Source organism: Microbacterium sp. TNHR37B (genome assembly GCF_001620065.1).
Taxonomy (GTDB): domain Bacteria; phylum Actinomycetota; class Actinomycetes; order Actinomycetales; family Microbacteriaceae; genus Microbacterium.
The window spans coordinates 1488122-1506529 of sequence record NZ_LQGV01000001.1 but is presented as its reverse complement, the minus strand read 5'-3'; the positions used below and the strand labels follow the sequence as shown (position 1 = coordinate 1506529).

16 protein-coding genes are annotated in these 18408 nt (G+C 68.3%); 11 read left to right on the top strand and 5 right to left on the bottom strand.

Translation table 11 applies throughout. From position 1 onward, the window contains the following. Positions 1-6: 6 nt before the first annotated feature. Positions 7-1692: an MDR family MFS transporter gene (locus AVP41_RS07185; protein ID WP_067162494.1), complete on the bottom strand. Its 1686-nt coding sequence runs from the start codon at positions 1690-1692 to the stop codon at positions 7-9. A gap of 141 nt (positions 1693-1833) precedes the next feature. Next, the gene (locus AVP41_RS07180) at positions 1834-2550 is read right to left on the bottom strand and encodes a YqaJ viral recombinase family protein (protein WP_067162492.1); all 717 of its coding nucleotides are present in this window, start codon (positions 2548-2550) and stop codon (positions 1834-1836) included. Between the two features lie 295 nt (positions 2551-2845). On the opposite strand from AVP41_RS07180, the gene AVP41_RS07175 reads away from it, so the two are divergent. The 3 genes from AVP41_RS07175 to rplL all read left to right on the top strand — a co-directional run bounded on the left by AVP41_RS07175 (position 2846) and on the right by rplL (position 5178). After that, a complete protein-coding gene (locus AVP41_RS07175; protein ID WP_067162490.1) occupies positions 2846-3826 on the top strand; it encodes a type IV toxin-antitoxin system AbiEi family antitoxin domain-containing protein in 981 nt (326 codons plus the stop codon). A gap of 399 nt (positions 3827-4225) precedes the next feature. After that, a complete protein-coding gene (gene rplJ, locus AVP41_RS07170) occupies positions 4226-4741 on the top strand; it encodes a 50S ribosomal protein L10 (protein ID WP_067162488.1) in 516 nt (171 codons plus the stop codon). A 44-nt stretch (positions 4742-4785) separates the two neighbouring features. After that, on the top strand, positions 4786-5178 hold the full coding sequence (gene rplL, locus AVP41_RS07165) for a 50S ribosomal protein L7/L12 (RefSeq protein ID WP_067162486.1): 393 nt from the start codon (positions 4786-4788) through the stop codon (positions 5176-5178). Between the two features lie 84 nt (positions 5179-5262). Here the strand turns inward: rplL and AVP41_RS07160 are convergent, their stop codons facing one another. Then, positions 5263-6318 (bottom strand): LacI family DNA-binding transcriptional regulator, encoded by a 1056-nt coding sequence (locus AVP41_RS07160; RefSeq protein ID WP_067162483.1) that lies wholly within the window; start codon positions 6316-6318, stop codon positions 5263-5265. 238 nt (positions 6319-6556) lie between these two features. On the opposite strand from AVP41_RS07160, the gene AVP41_RS07155 reads away from it, so the two are divergent. The 3 genes from AVP41_RS07155 to AVP41_RS07145 all read left to right on the top strand — a co-directional run bounded on the left by AVP41_RS07155 (position 6557) and on the right by AVP41_RS07145 (position 10102). After that, positions 6557-7894 (top strand): ABC transporter substrate-binding protein, encoded by a 1338-nt coding sequence (locus AVP41_RS07155; protein ID WP_067162482.1) that lies wholly within the window; start codon positions 6557-6559, stop codon positions 7892-7894. Between the two features lie 112 nt (positions 7895-8006). Then, positions 8007-9146 carry a carbohydrate ABC transporter permease gene (locus AVP41_RS07150; protein ID WP_067162480.1) on the top strand — a complete coding sequence of 380 codons (1140 nt, stop codon included), beginning with the start codon at positions 8007-8009 and terminating at the stop codon, positions 9144-9146. After that, positions 9146-10102 (top strand): carbohydrate ABC transporter permease, encoded by a 957-nt coding sequence (locus tag AVP41_RS07145; RefSeq protein ID WP_067162478.1) that lies wholly within the window; start codon positions 9146-9148, stop codon positions 10100-10102. Before AVP41_RS07150 ends, AVP41_RS07145 begins: the two co-directional genes overlap by 1 nt. A 157-nt stretch (positions 10103-10259) precedes the next feature. Here AVP41_RS07145 and AVP41_RS07140 read toward each other — a convergent pair whose 3' ends face one another. After that, complete coding sequence (locus AVP41_RS07140; RefSeq protein ID WP_067162477.1) at positions 10260-10934, bottom strand: DUF305 domain-containing protein; 675 nt, start codon at positions 10932-10934, stop codon at positions 10260-10262. Next, the gene (locus AVP41_RS07135) at positions 10931-11644 is read right to left on the bottom strand and encodes a DUF3105 domain-containing protein (protein ID WP_067162475.1); all 714 of its coding nucleotides are present in this window, start codon (positions 11642-11644) and stop codon (positions 10931-10933) included. The genes AVP41_RS07140 and AVP41_RS07135 overlap by 4 nt, the downstream gene beginning before the upstream one ends. A 209-nt stretch (positions 11645-11853) precedes the next feature. Between AVP41_RS07135 and AVP41_RS07130 the strand changes: the two genes are divergently transcribed. The 5 genes from AVP41_RS07130 (at position 11854) to AVP41_RS07110 (ending at position 18407) form a co-directional block, all read left to right on the top strand. After that, the gene (locus tag AVP41_RS07130) at positions 11854-13191 is read left to right on the top strand and encodes a multidrug effflux MFS transporter (RefSeq protein WP_231902687.1); all 1338 of its coding nucleotides are present in this window, start codon (positions 11854-11856) and stop codon (positions 13189-13191) included. A 67-nt stretch (positions 13192-13258) separates the two neighbouring features. Continuing rightward, entirely contained in the window at positions 13259-13897 is a 639-nt protein-coding gene (locus AVP41_RS07125; protein WP_067162473.1) for a phosphatase PAP2 family protein, read from the top strand. Positions 13898-13901: 4 nt separating this feature from the next. Beyond that, on the top strand, positions 13902-15899 hold the full coding sequence (locus AVP41_RS07120; protein WP_067162471.1) for a helicase HerA-like domain-containing protein: 1998 nt from the start codon (positions 13902-13904) through the stop codon (positions 15897-15899). Positions 15900-16163: 264 nt separating this feature from the next. Beyond that, complete coding sequence (locus AVP41_RS07115) at positions 16164-17801, top strand: SDR family oxidoreductase (protein ID WP_082829058.1); 1638 nt, start codon at positions 16164-16166, stop codon at positions 17799-17801. 9 nt (positions 17802-17810) lie between these two features. Further along, on the top strand, positions 17811-18407 hold the full coding sequence (locus tag AVP41_RS07110; protein WP_067162469.1) for a GNAT family N-acetyltransferase: 597 nt from the start codon (positions 17811-17813) through the stop codon (positions 18405-18407). Position 18408: the final 1 nt, after the last annotated feature.

The following is an 18408-nucleotide window of genomic DNA, read 5'->3' as shown; positions in this document are numbered from 1 at the left end:
GTCTCCCTACTCCGCGCCGCCCGTGCGGCGCGGTCCCGCAGGCGGTGCCTCTTCGGCCGTCGCGGTGACCCCGTCCATCCCCGCGGGAACGGACACCGTGGCCAGGTCCGCCTCGCCTGCGCGCAGCCTCTCGGTGGTCGTCATCGTCGTCAGGGCCTTGTTCGGCAGGAAGACGATGGCGATGAGGCTCAGCACGGCGAACGGCACCGCGATGAGGAAGGAATGCGAGATCCCGGTCGCGTAGATGTCCTCGAAGACGATCCGCAGCGCATGCGGCATCGTCGACACCTGCGGGAGGGTCCCCGACTGGAGCTGCTCCTGCCACTTCTGCGCCTCGGCGCCGAGGCTCATCAGCGCCGAGACGATGTCGTCCTTGCGCTCGGTGACGAGCTCGGTGACGCGGGAGGCGAGAGCGGCTCCCATGACCGAGACGCCCACGGTGCCGCCGAGGCTCCGGAAGAACGTGACGCCGGAGCTGGCGACCCCGATCTCGGTCGGCTTGGTCGTGTTCTGCACCACGAGGACGAGGTTCTGCATCGTCATGCCGACGCCCGCGCCGAGCAGGAACATGTAGATCGAGACGAGCGTGAAGTCGGTGTCGTAGTGGATCGTCGACAGCAGTGTGGAGCCGGCGATGAGGAAGACGGCGCCCAGGATCAGGAAACCCTTCCAGCGGCCGGTGCGCGTGATGAGCGCGCCGACGCCGATCGAGGCGACGAGAAGCCCCGCGATCATCGGAATGGTCATGAAGCCGGCCTCTGTCGGGGTGGCGCCCCGGGCGAGCTGCATGTACTGGCTGAGGAACACCGACGCCCCGAACATCGCGATGCCGGTGGCGATCGAGGCGATCACCGACAGCGTGAAGGTGCGGTTGCGGAACAGCGACAGCGGGACGAGGGGCTCGCGCGAGCGCAGTTCCACGATCACGAACAGCACGGCCCCCAGGAGCGCACCGCCCACCATGAGCACGGTGGTCAGGCTCCACCACTCGAAGGAATCGCCGGCAAGGGTGACCCAGATGAGGAGGAGGGAGACCGCGGTGGACAGCAGCACGATGCCGAGATAGTCGATCGTGGTCTTCTTCTTGGCGCGCGGGGGGATGTGCAGCGTCTGCTGCACGAGGATCAGGGCGATGATCGCGATCGGCAGCGCGACGAAGAAGTTCCAGCGCCAGCCCCAGGCGTCCGTGATGACTCCACCCAGGAGCGGTCCGCCGATCGTGGCCACGGCCATGACCGCGCCGAACAGGCCCATGTACCGTCCGCGTTCGCGAGGGCTGATGATGTCGGCCATCAACACCTGGCTGAGGGCAGCCAGGCCGCCGGCGCCGATGCCCTGCACGGCGCGGAAGGCGATCAGCGTCTCGGGGTTCTGTGAGAAGCCCGCGGCGGCGGTCGCCAGCACGAAGATCGCGATCGCGAGCTGGTAGAGCAGCTTGCGGTTGGTGAGGTCGGCGAGCTTCCCCCAGATGGGGGTGGAGATCGCGGTGGTGAGGAGGGTCGCGGTGACGACCCACGTGAAGGCGGTCTGGTTTCCGTCGAGGTCATGGATGATGACCGGCAACGATGTCGAGACGACGGTGGAGGCCAGCATCGACACGAACATGCCGAGCAGCAGGCCGGAGAGCGCCTCGAGCACCTGGCGGTGCGTCATGCGCGGCTTCTCGACGGCCGGAGAAGAGGGGGCAGACATGGAGTTCCTTGCGACAATTGATTGATCTAGGTCAACGGTTGAGATTGGTCAACTATAGGTTCAATCGTTGAGATGCGTCAACTATTCCCGCGACGCGACACGGTCTGGTTGGTGGTGTGCGGCGGGCGTGCGCGGGCGGGATCAGTCCGCGAGGGCGAGGGCGCGATACGGCTGCGCGGGGCGGGTGGTATCGGCCCCGGCGCGAGCGCGGGCAGCGTCGAGGAGAGCGCCGTCGGCCGTCTGCCGCCGCTGCATGGTCCGCCGGTACAGCTCGTCGATCAACTCGGTGGCAAGCCCGACGAGGTGACGGATCTCGCGCTCATCGCGGTCCACCCAGGCGCACCGGGGTTCGTCGCCCACCGGCACGAAATCGTCGTGCTGCTCCCAGACGACGAGCGTGCGCTCGGCGCCCAGGACGTGCTGCTGCCACCACACCTGCCGCAAGTACGAGCGGGGGATCGATCGCCACGGCTTCTTGGTCGTCTTGATCTCGCACAGGGTGACCCGGCCCTGCGCGTCGACGGAGATGCCGTCGGGAGTGGCCAGGTGTCGCTTCTCGACCACGGCGTGGAACAGCGCCGACGACGGGTGGATGCGGTGGGTGGCGGCTACCCACGCGGCGATCTCGGGCTCGCGCTGGCGTCCATGGGCGGTATACGCGTTTCCGGAGAAGCCCGACCCGCCGGTGAGCTTCGCGTCGGCTGCGCGCGCGATCGCGTTGGGGCTCGTCAGCTGCGCCACATCGGTGGCGGTGATGCCTCGCGAGCGTGCGCGCATCCAGGCGACGCGGTCGCGCGAGTCGGCGACGATGCGTTGAGCCAGTTCCGGGGCGACGCGCGCGAAAGCCTCCGGAGTCATGTCATCGAGGGTAACCCGCCCTGCCGACCCCGTTCGTCGGGACACTCCGCGTCGCTCCGCTCCCTTCGCCCGGGGCCCTTCCTCGAGAGCACATGCTGTCATCGAGCGCACGCGATCTGGACGTCACGAACGTGTGCGCTCGCCCGCAGCATGTGCTCTCGACGAGTTCGCGGGGAGGCGCGCACGCGGCGTCGGGGGGTCGGCGGCTCCTCCCCAGGCGCCCGAGGGGCGAGGGGTGAGGACCGACACGAGCCGGTGATGGGCCGAGCCCTCCACACCGCGCAAGGCTGATCGAATGAGGCTGGGGCTCGATATCCAGAAGTGTCGTGAACTCGTCGTGACCTCTCGGCAGCTCGCGTTGGCGGGATGGACCGCGCGGGCGCTCCGCGCCGCTGTCGAGTCAGGCGAGTGGATCCGGCTCCAGCGCAACCGATACGTCCACGGCGAGGCCTGGCGCGACCTCTGGCCCGAGGCTCGACATCTCACGGCAATCGTCGCCGCGCACGGCGAGATGACGACCGGCACGTCTGTGTTCTCTCATGAGTCCGCCGCCGTCATCCACGGACTTCCGCTGTACCGGCACACCTTCCGGTCTCTTCACGTCACCGTGAGGCGCGACGGCAGAATGCCGAGCCGCGCGGGCCTGTTCCGGCACCGGGACGAGCTTCCTCCTGAGGATGTCGTGGTGGTCGACGGCCTTCGATGCACGTCGCTGGACCGCACGGTCTATGACCTGGCCCGCACTGTCGGGGCCGAGGCGGCGCTCTCTGCGGCCGATGTCGTGCTGGGGCGAGTCGCAGCAGGTGCGACGGTGAGGTACGAGAACGGTGTCGCCGACAGGTGGCGGGAGGACATGCTGTCGAGGTGCGCGCAGAACGGCGGCGGCCGCGGAGTTCGCCGGGCGATCAAGGTACTCGAGCTCGCCGACGGCCGGGCGGAGTCGCCCGGAGAGAGTGTCTCGCGATTGCGATGGCACGAGGCGGGCTTCCGTGGGATCGAGGTGCAGCCCGACGTCCTCCTCTCGCGAGGACGGCGGCGCCGCTGTGATCTCGCGATCGGCGACATTCGGTCGTTCTTCGAGTTTGACGGGCGCGTCAAGTACGTCGACGCCGATATGCGCAACGGTCGTCCGGTGGAGCATGTGGTCATCGAGGAGAAGCTCAGGGAGGATGAGATCCGAGCCGTCACGGGGTGGAGGGTGCTGCGCGCCGTCGACGAGGACATCGCTTCGTCCTCGTCCTTCGCCGCCTACCTCGCTCGCTTCGGCATCCGATGACTCGCTCCGCCCGTCCGCCATTGTCGAGAGCACATGCTCTCGTCGAAGGCACATGTCTTGTTCGTCCATGACGTATGCCCTCGATGGGAGCATGTGCTCTCGACGAGAGGGGCGGGGGCCACGATGCGGGGGAAGGGGCGGGGATTTGGGGGATGGATGCGCGCGAGGTAGAGTGGGAGCAAGCCAAAGACCGTCGGTCTCGGCGTGCGCGCAAGCGGACGTCGACGAAGCTCTGCACGCAGGGGCCCACGCAGGTACACAGAACCTCCCGGGAAACCGGATCCAGAGCTCCGTGCGCTTGCGCCGGAGCTTTTTCGTGTTCGGGGTGGAAAGACCGGACCGACGCCCGCGGCTGACGCCCCGTCATCGCGGGACGTCTCGTACACACAAGGAGTGGCCATGGCGCAGAAGGAAGCATCGGTCGCCGAGCTCACGAAGAACTTCGAGGACTCGACCGCCGTTCTGCTGACCGAGTACCGCGGTCTGACGGTTGCCCAGCTCAAGGAGCTGCGCAACAGCATCCGTCAGGACGCGGAGTACGCCGTGGTGAAGAACACGCTGACCAAGATCGCGGCCCAGCGGGCCGGGGTCGAGGGCCTGGACGACGAGCTCAAGGGCCCGTCTGCCATCGCCTTCGTGCACGGTGACCCGGTCGCCGTCGCCAAGGGTCTGCGTGCCTTCGCCAAGGCACACCCTCTGCTGGTGATCAAGGGCGGGTACTTCGACGGTGCCGCTCTGACCCCCGCTGAGGTGAACAAGCTCGCCGATCTCGAGAGCCGTGAAGTCCTGCTGGCGAAGCTCGCCGGCGCGATGAAGGCCTCGCTGACCAAGGCGGCCTACGTCTTCAATGCGCTCCCGTCGAAGGCCGTTCGCACGGTCGACGCGCTGCGCGAGAAGCAGGAGTCCGCGGCCTGAATCCGGGCTTCGGCATAGCACAACCCCAATCAAGGAGAAACATCATGGCAAAGCTCAGCACTGAGGAGCTGCTCGACGCGTTCAAGGAGCTCACGCTCATCGAGCTCTCCGAGTTCGTCAAGGCGTTCGAGGAGACCTTCGACGTCACCGCTGCCGCCCCCGTCGCGGTCGCCGCTGCCGGCGCTCCCGCCGGTGGTGCCGGTGACGCCGCCGCCGAGGAGGAGAAGGACTCGTTCGACGTCGTCCTCGAGGCCGCCGGCGACAAGAAGATCCAGGTCATCAAGGTCGTCCGCGAGCTCACCTCGCTCGGCCTCGGCGAGGCGAAGGCCGTCGTCGACGGTGCTCCCAAGGCTGTCCTCGAGGGCGCCAACAAGGAGACCGCCGAGAAGGCCAAGGCCGCTCTGGAAGAGGCCGGCGCTTCGGTGACCCTGAAGTAATCTCTCTCGCGAGATCAGAAGGCCCCTGGGATCCGTCCCGGGGGCCTTCGTCGTCTCCGGTCTGCGTGCTCCAGTGGCCGGCGATCAGCCGTGCGAAGCGCCGCGGATGAGATCCGTGTCGAGCATCGCTGAGCTCTGCGCGTTGGCCGCGGAGGTCGAACTGCGGACGATGAGGCGAGCGTGCATCCGGACGATCTGGACCGGACGGTCGGGGTCGGCGATCTGGGCCAGCAGCATCTCGACGGCGGCGCGCCCCTGCTCGCGCGGCACCTGCTGCAAGGTCGTCAACGAGAACATCTCGGCGAACTCGTGGTCATCGATCCCGACGACGCTGAGGGCGCCCGGCACGTGGATCCCGAGCCGGCGCGCGGCGATGATCGCCCCGACGGCCACCTCATCGCACGTCGCGACGAGCGCCGTGGGGCGGCGGCGCGCGTCGCCGAGCAGATCGACTGCCGCGTCGTAACCTCCCGAGAGCGAGACGCCGGAACGGACGTGGTCGATCCGGTCGCTCAACCCCGCCTCGGTCATCGCGGCGCGATACCCATCCAGACGCTGCTTGTCGACATGGGCCCAGTGCGCGCCGATGCCGCCGCCGAGGAAGGCGATCGCGGTGTGACCGAGACCTAGGAGGTGTTCGGTGGCGCGACGGGCGGCGTAATCGTCGTCGATCGTGATCAGACTTGTCTCGTCGCCGCTTCCCACCACGCTGACCACGGGCCGATCGATCTGCACCAGCCGTTCGATCTCGTGGTCCTGAGGCTCCAGCCCGACCGCGATGAGCCCGTCGAAGCGTTTGCGGGCGAGGAAATCATCGAAGATCCGTCGGCGCCCGGCCGTTCCCGGCTTCGCGTCGTAGAGGGTGAGGTCCATCCCGCAGTCCAGCAGCGTCTGCTGGATCCCCTCGAGCACCTCCGCGAAGAACCATCGGTTGACGTAGGGCATCACGACGCCGATGTTCTGCGTCCTTCCGGTCGCGAGGCTCACGGCGCTCGTCGACGGCACATAGCCCAGCTCGTCTGCCGCGGCACGGACGCGCGCCCGTGTGGCTTCCGAGACGTATCCGCTACCGGTGAGGGCGCGGCTCGCGGTGGCCTTCGACACGCCTGCGCGCGCCGCCACGTCCGCGATCCCCGCCATGCTCTCTCCTTCGAGTCGAACCGATGGAACTCTAGCCGATAGGGCCTTGTTATGGAACCGGTTGTGATCTCATGGCGCCCCGGGTTTCCGCGGGAATCACGGCCGTTACCGGGTTGTGATGTGAGCGACGTTGTGGGTGTGCCGCGCATTCCATTAGCGTTACCTGGAATCGGTTCCCTATCGGGGTTCCGACGTGTCGCCCGGGGCGGTTCCGGGCGCTCAACGAGGAGGAAAACACATGGGGATGGCACAGCGTCGTCTACTCGCCCCTCTCGCCGTACTCGGCGTCGCGGGCATCGCGTTGGCAGGGTGCAGTGGGGGCCCCGGGTCCACGGGGAACAACAACAACAACTCGGGCGGGGCCGATGACAAGGTCGTGACCGTCTACGGCACGATCGCCGACACCGAGGCGAAGCTGCTCGAAGAGTCGTGGGCCGACTGGGAGAAGGAAAACGGCATCGACATCAAGTACGAGTCCTCGAAGGAGTTCGAGGCTCAGATCGCGGTGCGCGCGCAGGGTGGCAACGCCCCCGACATCGCGATCTTCCCGCAGCCGGGCCTGATGGCCGACATGGCCACCCGTGGGTTCCTCAAGGAGGCTCCGGCCGCTGTCGCCGAGAACGTCAAGAGCGGGTGGACCGAGGACTGGGCGAACTACGCGACGGTCGACGGCAAGCTCTACGGCGCTCCGCTCATGGCCTCGGTCAAGGGCTGGATCTGGTACTCGCCGTCCTTCTTCAAGGACAACGGGTACGAGGTGCCCACGGACTGGCAGGGACTGCTCGACCTGACGGCGCAGATCCAGAAGGACACCGACAAGGCTCCCTGGTGCATCGGCTTCGGCTCTGACGCGGCGACCGGGTGGCCGGGCACCGACTGGGTCGAAGACCTCGTGCTGCGCCAGTCGGGCACGGACGTCTACGACAAGTGGGTCGCCAACGAGGTGCCCTTCACCGATCCGGCGATCAAGTCGGCGTTCGATGAGTTCGGCAAGATCGCGCTGAACCCCGACTACGTCAACGCCGGTTTCGGCGACGTCAAGTCGATCGTCACGACGCCCTTCGGCGACCCGGCGACCGCGCTGGTCAAGGGGGAGTGCGCCCTGCACCACCAGGCCTCGTTCTACGACGGCTTCATCACCGATGCCGGTGGCACGGTCGCGGCCGACGGGGACATCTGGGCGTTCCTGATGCCTCCGTTCGAGGCCGGCAGCTCCAGCAGTGGTGCTGTCGTCACCGGCGGTGGCGAGATCGTCGCCGCGTTCGACGACTCCGAGTCGACCCAGAAGGTGCAGGAGTACCTCTCCAGCCCGGAGTGGGCGAACTCCCGCGTCAAGCTCGGCGGCGTGATCAGCGCCAACAAGGGTCTCGACCCGGCCAACGCCTCGAGCAACATCCTGAAGGAGGCCATCGGCATCCTTCAGGACGACACCACCACGTTCCGCTTCGACGCCTCCGACCTGATGCCGTCGGCCGTGGGTGCGGGCACGTTCTGGAAGGGAATGATCGACTGGGTGAATGGCACCGGAACCGACACCGTTCTCCAGCAGATCGAGGCCGGCTGGCCTTCGCAGTGATCTGACACCGAGGAGTGGGGCCGTCCCGAAGGGGCGGCCCCACTCCCTCCCTGCGGCCGTGCCTCCAGCGCGCGGCCGACTCTGAGTCCGATGTCGCACTCGAAAGGCATCCATGAACATCCAGCACTTCTTCCAGTGGCTGTCCACGCTCAATCCTTGGCTCGAGATCGTCGTCATCGTCGGTCTGTTCGTCGGCGTGGTCGGTCTGATCCTGTTCTTCGTGGAGATCGCGCCACGGAAGGGCACGCTCTACACGGTGATCCGCCTCGTGGCGTGCGTCGTGGGACCGGCGCTCGTCCTGATCTTCCTGGGCTCGTGGTACGAGGCAGCCGCCGTTGCCGCCGTCCTCGGTCTTCTGTTCTTCTTCCTCGACAAACGCGCCAAAGACGGTGCGGGGTCGATGTTCCAGCTCGTGGGGTTCCTCACCCCCGCCCTGGGTCTGCTTGCCGTGGGGCTCGTGGTCCCGACCATCCAGACCACCGTTCAGGCGTTCATGAACTCGCGCGGCACGGAGTTCGTCGGTCTCGACAACTTCGCGTGGATCTTCACCCAGCCCCAGAACGTCAGGGTCATCGTCAACACGATCCTCTGGGTGCTCATCGCGCCCGTGTTCTCGACGATCGCGGGGCTCGCCTACGCGTACTTCATCGACAAGATCCGCGGAGAGAAGTACTACAAGATCTTCGTGTTCATGCCGATGGCGATCTCGTTCGTCGGGGCCTCGATCATCTGGCGCTTCATGTACACGCAGCGCCCGTCGGGTCAGGAGCAGATCGGCTTCCTGAACCAGATCGTGGTGTGGTTCGGCGGCCAGCCGTACAACTTCCTCGCCGATGACCCGTGGAACACGTTCTGGCTGATCCTCGTCTTCATCTGGATCCAGACCGGTTTCGCGATGGTGATCCTCTCGGCCGCGATCAAGGGCGTTCCGACCGAGCAGTTGGAGGCGGCAGAGCTCGACGGCACGAACGCATGGCAGAAGTTCCGCAACGTCGTGGTGCCCGGCATCCGTCCGGCACTCATCGTCGTGCTCACCACCATCTCGATCGCCTCGCTGAAGGTGTTCGACATCGTCCGCACGATGACCGCGGGCGCGAACAACACCTCCGTCCTCGCGAACGAGATGTACACGCAGTTCCGCAGCTTTGAGGCGGGGCGCTCGGCCGCCTTCGCGCTCATCCTGTTCGTGCTGGTGCTGCCGATCGTGATCTACAACGCCGTGCAACTGAAGAAGCAGAGGGAGATCCGCTGATGACCACGACATCCGCTGCCGTCGTCGTCGACGACCAAGCTGCTCGCCGGATCAAGCGCGGCGAGAAGAAGATGCTCTCGGGCACCAAGAAGCGCCTCAGCTCGCCGTGGGCGACCGCGGCCGCGCTCATCATCGCCGCTGTGTGGACAGTGCCCACGTTCGGGCTCTTCCTCACCTCGTTCCGGCCACCGGAACTGATCAACACCAGCGGCTGGTGGACGATCTTCCAGAACTGGGGATTCACGCTCGACAACTATGCGACGGCGCTCCAGACCGGTAACAGCCAGCTGAACATGGCGGGCGCGTTCGTCAACTCGATCGTGATCTCGGTCCCGGCGACGATCCTCCCCATCTCGGTGGCGATGCTCGCGGCCTACGCCTTCGCATGGATGAACTTCCGCGGGCGCAACATCCTGTTCATCGGGATCTTCGCGCTGCAGATCGTGCCGTTGCAGATGGCGCTGATCCCGCTCCTGCAGTTCTTCGCGCAGGGGACGATCTTCGGTATCCCCGTCGTGGAGGCCTTCGGGTCGGCCGGCTACGCGCAGGTGTGGATCGCGCACACGATCTTCGGTCTGCCGCTGGTGATCTACCTGCTCCACAACTTCGTGTCGGAGATTCCGGGCGAGGTCATCGAGGCGGCCCGCGTGGACGGCGCCGGTCACGGGCAGATCTTCTTCCGGATCATCCTGCCGCTGACGGCTCCCGCGATCGCCTCGGTCGCCATCTTCCAGTTCCTCTGGGTGTGGAACGACCTGCTCGTGGCGTTGATCTTCGCCGACGGCAACGTCGCTCCGATCACCAAGCTGCTGGCGGAGATGACGGGAAGCCGCGGTCAGGACTGGTACCTGCTGACCGCCGGTGCCTTCATCGCCCTGATCGTGCCGTTGATCGTGTTCCTCTCGCTGCAGCGCTTCTTCGTCCGGGGTCTGCTGGCCGGGTCGACGAAGGGCTGAGAGAAGAAGGGCGAGCACAACAACGTCAGCTCGACCACGGAGACGGGGTCGCTCGGGAGGGAGCGGCCCCGTCTCCGTTCGTCGGAAGGGGTGGTTGCGGGCCGGCCCTAGGGGGACATCGCCGCCCGCGACGGCGAGTGTCAGGCGCGGAGGGCGCTCAGTTCGAGCAGCCGAGTCGCTGCTGCATCGAGGTCATCGCATCGATCTCGAACTGCTGAGCGGTGCGCATCCGTTCCGCGACCGCGAGCACGCCGGGTTCCGACCCGAGATCGATCACCGCAGAGGCCATGGGGATCGCTCCCTCGTGATGGCGGATCATTAGCGTGAGGAACTGGCAGTCGGCGGCGCGACCGGTCGCCTGCGACAACTCACCGAGCTCGGCGGCGCTGGCCATCCCCATCGCTTCCTGGGCCTCCTCGGGGCTCGACGGTGCCGCCGTCGCGACGCCGTGAGCATGGCCTCCCGGCGCCTCGGCCATCCAGGCCATGAGCGGACCACCGGCCTGTGACAAGCCCCACTGGGTGAGCCAGCCGTACATGACGCCCTTCTGCTCCGCCTGACCGGTGGCGATGTCGTACGCCAGGGCGCGAAGGTCGGCATCGTCCGTCTTGCGGTAGATCGTCATGGCCATGTCGATCGCCTGTGCATGGTGAACCTGCATGTCACGCGCGAACCCGGCCTCGGGGGACGTGTCGGCAGGGGTCGTCGGGGCGATGCCGAAGGTGGAGAACCGGCCGATCGCGAAGGCGCTCGCGGCGATCGCGATCACGACGAGCAGCACCGCCCACCAGGGCGGCAGGGTACGTACCGGTGCGTCGTCGCTCGGCGTCACGACTGCTTTCCGGGCGCGTCCAGCGCGCCGGTGCACGCTGCGTTCGGCTCAGGCGCTGCGGTGCTGCGCCAGAAGGCCCGGAGGAACTCGCCGATCCGCGGGTCGTCGGCCTTGTCGACGGTGAGTTGTGCGTTCCATGCGCTCACGACGATGGGGGAGGGGATGCCCGGGTAGGGCGAGAGGATCGTGTACGTGGAGGGCAGCTGGGCACGCAGCGCATCGACCTGCGACTGATCCACGACCGCCGGGTCGTAGGTGACCCACACGGCACCGTGCTCGAGCGAGTGGACCGCGTTCACGTTGGGAACCGGCTCCGAGTAGACGCCGCAGTTGAGCCACATCGCGTTGTGGTCGCCGCCGGTCGGCGGAGTCTGCGGGTAGGTCACGTCCCCGTCGACATGCGTGGCGGTGTTCGTGTAGGTCTGGACGCCCTGCACGCCGGAGCCGTCGCCGTCGCCGCGAGGGATGCTCACCGGACGCGGCGTGAAGATGATCGAGGCCACCACGAGCGCCACGACAGCCAGGCCTGCGGTGCTGCCGACGACCCACCAGAGGATCTTGCTGCGTCGGCGCTTCTCGAGCTGCCGCTGATACTCGGCCAGCTTCTGCTGCTTCTGCGCCTCGCGCTGCTGCTTGGCGGTCAGGTTGAGCTGCGCCTGCTGTGCAGGATTGCCGCTTGCGCGCTTGCCGGAAGAGGAAGTCGGGGTCATGTGAGGTGATCTCGGCTCGGGGACGGGGACGCGTCGGAGACGCGGGGCCGCGGGATCGTTCCGTGGGGACGACCGCAGAGCGGGGCTTCAATCCTATGCGGGGGAATGGGACCGGAGGCTGGGAAAGCGTTATGATCGTGACGGCGCTCCGAATCGATTCGACGCCCTCTCGATCTTCTCCCTCTCCGTCATCGCCCCGTCAGGACCCCGTGCGCGACACCGCTTCCATCCCGCTGCCCCCTTCCGGTCGACCCGCTCCCGGCGCGTCGACCGGAGCCATTCGTACCCTCGGTACGAACCCCGCCACGGCGCCGATCGTGCTCCACCCCGGCGACCGCATCTCGACGCGCCGCCGCGTGCTCTACGTGATCCTCCTCGGTGCCCTGACCGCGCTCGGCCCGTTCACGATCGACCTCTACCTGCCCGCGTTCCCGGTGCTGGAAGAGGACTTCCGCACCTCGGCTGCGGCGATCCAGCTCACCCTCACCGGCACGATGATCGGGTTCGCGCTCGGCCAGCTGATCGTCGGGCCCCTGAGCGACAAGGTGGGCCGCAGGCTGCCGCTCCTCCTCGTGACGGCGCTGCACGTCATCGCCAGCACCGGTGCGGCCTTTGCTCCGACGTTGGAACTGCTGTCGGTGGCTCGCGTGCTCATGGGGGCCGGTGCCGCCGCGGGAGGCGTGGTCGCCGCCGCCATCGTGCGGGACCTCTTCGGTGGTCGGCGCCTGGTGGTCATGCTCTCCCGCCTCGCTCTCGTCTCGGGCGTCGCGCCGGTGCTCGCGCCTCTCGTCGGGTCGGCGCTGCTGCTGATCGTGCCCTGGCGCGGGGTGTTCGTGGTCCTGGCCCTGTACGGCGCCGTGATGCTCGTCTCGGCGATCGCCTTCATCCCCGAGACCCTCCCTCCCGCCCGCCGTCAGGAACGAGGGTCGACCACGGTCTGGCAGCGCTACCGGAGCGTCTTCGGCGACCGGGTGTTCGTCGGCGTGCTCATCATCGGAGGGATGACGTTCTCGGGCCTGTTCAGCTACCTCTCCGCGTCGTCCTTCCTCTTCCAGAAGACCTACGGTTTCGATGCACAGCAGTACGGCATCCTGTTCGCGGTCAACTCCCTGGGCGTCGTCCTGGGCGTCCAGGTCGCGTCGCGGCTGGCAGCGCGGTTCGGTCCGCAGTGGGTGCTGGCGTGGTCGACGGGAGTGCTCGTCACCGCCGGGACGGCGATCGTCGTCACCGATCAGCTCGGGCTCGGCCTGTGGGGAACGGTCGTTCCGCTCTTCTTCTTCATGACGGCCTGTGGGTTCACGTTCCCCTGTGTCCAGGTGTTGGCCCTGGACCGTCATGGGAACGCGGCCGGGACCGCGCAGTCGATCATCGGTGCCACCAATTTCGGCGTCGCAGGCATCATCTCCCCGCTCGTCGGCTGGCTCTCGCGCGGTGCGGGGATCACGGCGACCACGATGGCATCGGTGATGGTGGGATGCGCCGTCGTCGGGATCCTCTCGCTGTGGATCATCGTGCGCCCTCGCACCGTCGAGCGTCTGACACCCTGAGGCGGCTCGGCGGGGCCACGCTCTGGCGTTCCGTCGCGAGGAGAGCTCAGCCGTCTAGGCTGAGGCGATGACCCCTCCCGCCGCAGACGTCGATGTCACCGTGGCGCTGCGCAGGGCCGTCGTCGGAGTCGTGCTCGTGCTGCTGGCCGTCGTCCTGGGGATCATGATCGCCGTCGAGGTCGACCCTTTCGACATCGACACCTGGTGGAACGGCGCCGTCGGGGCGCTCTCCCCGTCGCTGACGGGCCTCTCCTACGCCCTCAACTTCCTCGGCGGCGGGTGGTTCGCGACCTACCTCGTGCCGATCGGCGGCTGCCTCGCCCTCGTCGCCGTCCGGCGCTGGCGCGCGGGCCTCTTCTTTCTCGTCGCCTCGGGCCTGAGCGCCGGCATGGTCCAGGTGCTCAAGAACGTCTTCGGTCGGGTGCGTCCGGAGGACATGCTCGTGATCTCCGACCACGGCTCCTTCCCCTCCGGACACACCGCCAACGCCGCCACGATCGCCGTCGTCGCGCTCATCCTGCTTCCCCGCGTGTGGGTCGGCGTCGTCGCAGCGGCATGGACGCTCCTGATGGCTTTCAGCCGCACGCAGGTGCACGCGCACTGGTTCAGCGACACTATCGGCGGCGTGCTCGTCGGGGCCGGAATGGCGCTCGTCGTGGCCGCGGTCTTCACCCTGCCGCTGATGCGGGAGCGCTCGCTAGGCTGAGCGCATGACCGCGCCCGACGACGCCGCAGCCGCTGAACTGGCCCGCCTGGAGGCGGAGGCCGAAGCCGCAGAGGCCGCGCTCGCGCTGGCCCGAGCCAAGGCCGCCCTCGCCGCGGCGCGAGCGCAGGCGGCGGGGACTGCCCCCGCGACGGAGGGGGACGCCTCGGAGGCGAGCGCACGGTCGGAAGCCGATGCTCCGCGCGGGGAGGAGGTGACGGCGGTCGATCCGGCGCTCGCCCCGTCCGCCGAGGGGGAGTCCCCTGCGGATGCGGATGCGGATGCGGCGAGTGCGACCTCTGCCGCGCCCGCAGCCGCTCCCGGTGCCGTGCCTGCTGCGGTGCCGGCAGCCGAGAGTCCGCTCGACGCCGATGCGGTCGCCGCGATCGTCGCCGGCTACACGTTCGAGGCCGAGACCCTCGACCTCGGAGCGCTCGTGAACGGCGACCCCGTGCCCGAGGCGCAAGTGCGTATCCCCCTCGCGATGATGAATCGCCATGGCCTCGTCGCCGGCGCGACGGGCACGGGAAAGACGCGGACTCTGCAGGGGCTTGCCGAACAGCTCGCGGCCCGCGGAGTTCCGGTTTTCGCCGCCGACATCAAGGGCGACCTGTCGGGCGTGGCCACGCCCGGGCAGCCGAGCGACAAGCTCCTCGCCCGCACGAGGGCGATCGGTCAGGACTGGCAGCCGACGGCCTCGGCCACCGAGTACTACGCGTTGGGAGGCGTCGGCAAGGGCGTGCCGATCCGGGCCACCGTGTCGGGGTTCGGCCCCCTGCTGCTGAGCAAGGTCCTGGGTCTCAACGCGACACAGGAGTCGAGCCTCGGCCTGGTCTTCCACTATGCGGACGAGAACGGCCTCGCTCTCGTGGATCTGTCCGATCTCCGCGCGGTCCTCACCTACCTCACGGGCGATGAGGGGAAGGCAGAGCTGAAGACCCTCGGCGGGCTGTCGGCCGCCACGGCCGGCGTGATCCTGCGTGAGCTCATCACCTTCGGGGATGACGGCGCCGACGTCTTCTTCGGCGAGCCGGAGTTCGACGTGCGCGAGTTCCTCCGTACAGCGCCGGACGGGCGCGGCATCATCTCCCTGCTCGAGGTTCCCGGCGTCGCCGACAAGCCCGCGCTCTTCTCGACGTTCCTCATGTACCTGCTGGCGGAGCTGTTCGAGATCCTGCCCGAGGTGGGTGACCTCGACAAGCCCAAGCTCGTGTTCTTCTTCGATGAAGCCCATCTGCTCTTCTCGGGAGCCTCGAAGGACTTCCTCGCCGCCATCACGCAGACCGTCCGGCTCATCCGCTCCAAAGGCGTCGGAGTGTTCTTCGTGACGCAGACCCCGAAAGACGTGCCCGGCGACGTGCTGGCGCAGCTGGGATCTCGCGTGCAGCACGCCTTGCGCGCCTTCACTCCGGACGACGCGAAGGCGCTCCGTGCGACGGTCGGCACGTATCCGAAGAGCGGGTACGACCTGGAGCGGGTGTTGCAGGAGCTCGGCACGGGTGAGGCGATCGTCACCGTCATGAGCGAGAAAGGCGCGCCGACGCCCGTCGCGTGGACGCGACTGCGCGCTCCGCAGGGGCTCATGTCTCCCACTCCCGATCCCGACATCGAGCGTGCGGTGAAGGCCTCGCCGTTGCTGGCGAGGTACGGCACAGCGATCGACCGCGAATCGGCGCGGGAGATCCTCACGGCCAAGATGAACGCGGCGGCGGAGAAGGAGGCGGCCGAGCAGGCGGCCAAGGACAAGGCCAAGACCGATGCCGAGTACGCCCGGCAGCAGGCGGCCGTCGCCAAGGCGCAGGCGGCCGCGGAGAAGGAACGTGCTGCGGCCGAGAAGGAGCGGCAGAAGGAGTACGACCGCCTCATGAAAGCGACGGGCGGATCGTCCCGTTCTCGTGCGACGGCGCCGAAGTCGCCTCTGGAGCAGGTGCTCGGGTCGAAGGCGACGCAGACGATCCTCACCTCGGTGATCCGCGGGGTCTTCGGCACCGGCCGCCGACGCTGACCCGTCCACTCTCGCGCGTGCTCTCGCCCCTCGCGAGTGGCTCACGTGCCTCGCGCGTGGCTCACCCGGCCCACGTGGGGGTCTCCGCATCGCTCGGGTGGCGCGCGTGGTGGTCTTCCCGTCGCTCAGGTGGCGCACTTGGTTGCTTGAGGGGTGCTGTGGCGACGATATGTGACACCTGAGCGATCGGGGGGGGGGCTTAGCCGGTCGGGGGACGTGGGGCAAGGCGTTTACCCGGTCGGTCGCGGAGCCTACGCTCGGGGCATGTCCGAGGAACCCGCACGCGGCGCAGAAGAGTCATCGAACGACGCGGAGAGGAACGGTGCGCCGTTGCCGTTCGCTCCGAGCGGTCGCGAGCAGGCGCTGCGCGCGACTCCTCGTCCGGACGGCACCGCTCCCCGCGCTCTCGTCCTCGGCGCCACCGGCTACCTGGGCGGGCGCCTCGTTCCGCGCCTGCTCGCCGCCGGGTATCGGGTGCGCGTCATGGCGCGCGACCTCGGACGCCTCGCCGCGTTCGAGTGGGGTGACCGCGTGGAAGCCGTCGCCGGCTCGGCGACCGATCAGGCGGCCGTGGCCGAGGCCGTCGAGGACGTCGACGTGCTCTACTACCTCATCCACTCCATGGGCCAGGGGAAGGGATTCGAGGAGACCGACCTGTCGGCGGCGCGGACGGTCGCGCAGGCGGCGGCGTCGGCGTCGGTCGGTCGGATCGTGTACCTCGGCGGCTTGCATCCCACGGGCGTCGAGTTGAGCCCGCATCTCCGCTCGCGCGTCGCCGTGGGGGAGGAGTTCCTGCGCAGCGGTGTTCCCACGCTCGTCCTCCAAGCCGGAGTGGTCATCGGCTCGGGATCGGCCTCGTTCGAGATGATCCGGCACCTCACCGAGGTGCTGCCCTACATGCCCGCCCCGCGCTGGGTGCGCAACCGCATCCAGCCCATCGCGGTGCGTGACGTGCTCCACTATCTGCTGGGCGCCGCGCGGGTGGATCCCCACGTCAATCGCGCGGTCGACATCGGCGGGCCGGACGTGCTCCGCTACGGCCAGATGATGAACGGCTACGCCGTCGAAGCGGGACTCCCGCAGCGGCCGATCGCCCCTCTCCCGGTCCTGACGCCCGGGCTCGCGTCGCACTGGGTGAACCTCGTCACCCCCGTGCCGAGGTCGATCGCGCGTCCGCTGATCGCCTCTCTCGTCAACGAATGCGTGATGGACGATCACGAGATCGACACGCTCATCCCGCCGCCCGAGGCGGGACTGACTCCCTATCTCCGGGCGGTGGCCCTCGCCCTCGGCCGCGTCGAGGCCGACTCGGTGGAGACCAGCTGGCAGGACGCCGAGGTGTCGGGAGTGCCGTCCGATCCGCTGGCGAGCGACCCGGAATGGGCGGGACGGACGGTCTTCACCGACGAGCAGACCGAGCGCACCTCGGCCTCTCCCGCACACCTGTGGGAGGTCATCGCGGGTGTCGGCGGCGAGAACGGCTGGTACTCGTCGCCCCTGTTGTGGGCGTTGCGCGGCTGGATGGACCGCCTCGTCGGCGGCGTGGGCCTTCGGCGAGGGCGGAGGAGCCGCACGCGGGTATCGGTCGGCGACGCAATCGACTTCTGGCGGGTCGAGGCGGTGGAGCCGGGGCACCTCCTCCGGTTGCGAGCGGAGATGAAGGTGCCGGGGCTGGCCTGGCTGGAACTGCGGTGCGATCCTGACGGCGAGGGCTCGGTCTACCGGCAGCGAGCCGTGTTCTTCCCGCGGGGCCTCTCGGGGCGGTTGTACTGGCTGGCCGTGCTGCCGTTCCACGGGTTCATCTTCCGCGGCATGGCCGTGCGGATCACGGCGGCCGCCGAGGCGCTCGCCGCGTCTCCTGCCGACTCCGCGCCGCCGCGTCGCGCCCGGACCCGGACATAGACTCGGGCGATGGCCCGTATTCGACCCTCCCGTGCCGGCGACGAGTCGGCGCTCGCCGAGATCTGCCTCCGGACCGCCGACGCGGGCACCGACGGCACCGGCATCCTCGACGACGACGACATCTGGGCGGATCTGTTCGTGTTGCCGTACGTCGCTCGACACCCCGAGCATGCCTTCGTCGTCGAGGACGAGTCCGGCAGCGCGCGAGGATACGCGGTGGCGACGCCCGACACGGTCGCTTTCGAGGCGTGGTTCCGTGATCAGTGGTGGCCTCGTCGTGGCGTACGGTGGCCGCGACCCGAACAGGAGGAGTCTCGCCAGGACGGGCTTCTGCTCTACGCGTACGGACGCGGACATCAGGACGAAAGGTACGCCGCAGAGTATCCCGCCCACCTGCACATCGACCTCCTGCCCGAGCTCCAGGGTCAGGGATGGGGGCGGCGCCTCATCGGCGCGGTCGTCGATTCGCTCCGCGACCGTGGTGTTCCCGCCCTCCACCTCGTGGCGTCGGCGGAGAACACCGGCGCTCTCGCCTTCTACGAGCGCCTCGGCTTCGCGCCGCTGCCCTCGTCACCGGGGTCGCAAGCGTTCGGCCTGCGCCTGTAGC